Annotated in this window: 1 protein-coding gene; it reads left to right on the top strand. The window is 45.5% G+C overall.

Annotation, left to right across the window (positions count from 1 at the left end):
• The coding region (locus QEZ38_RS09740; RefSeq protein WP_281335784.1) for an Ig-like domain-containing protein at nt 1-964 on the top strand (964 nt) is incomplete at both ends.

Here is a 964-nt window from a genome sequence, read left to right as displayed (position 1 = left end):
GGATTGGAAGAAGGTCAAACAGTCTCTGTCACAGCGAAAGACGCTTCAAACAATACATCAACTCCAACTACAGCAACCGTAGCGAAAGCCGATGATAAGACAGCTCCAGCAGCCCCAGTTGTGAACCCAGTTAAAGCAGGTGATACTGCTGTAACCGGTACAGCCGAAGCAGGTTCAACAGTAGAAGTAACCCTTCCAAACGGAACCAAAGCAACAGCAACAGCTGACCAAGATGGTAACTTCAGTGTTCCAGTTAGCGGTTTGGAAGAAGGTAAAACAGTATCTGTAACAGCGACAGATGACGCAGGTAACACATCAGATGCGACAACAGCAACCGTAGCGAAAGCCGATGATAAGACAGCTCCAGCAGCCCCAGTTGTGAACCCAGTTAAAGCAGGTGACACAGCAGTAACAGGTACAGCTGAAGCAGGTTCAACCGTCGAAGTCACTCTTCCAAATGGTGATAAAGTATCAGCTAAAGCTGACCAAGATGGCAACTTCAGTGTTCCAGTTAGCGGTTTGGAAGAAGGTAAGACAGTCTCAGTAACAGCGACAGATGACGCAGGTAACACATCAGATGCGACAACAGTAACCGTAGCGAAAGCCGATGATAAGACAGCACCAGCAGCCCCAGTTGTGAACGATGTTAAAGAAGGTGATAAAGCTGTTTCAGGAACAGCAGAACCAGGAACAATCGTTGAAATCACTCTTCCAAATAGTGAAACAGTTACTGTTACTACAAATGAAGCTGGTCTCTTCTATCTTCCAGTTATGGGCTTGAAAGCTGGTGATAAAGTGACTGCCGTAGCAAAAGATGCATCAGGCAATACATCAACTCCAACAGAGAAAACAGTTGGTAAAGGTGATGGTAAGGATGCGGATAATGTTAAAGTACCAGCTCTTACTCCAGTAGTAGATCCTAACAACTTGACAGATGCAGAAAAAGCTAAAGTAGCTGAAGAAG

The organism is Streptococcus taonis (assembly GCF_029948085.1).
Classification (GTDB): domain Bacteria; phylum Bacillota; class Bacilli; order Lactobacillales; family Streptococcaceae; genus Streptococcus; species Streptococcus taonis.
Note: the sequence above shows the minus strand (reverse complement) of the source record. Positions and strands in the feature narration are given on the sequence as shown.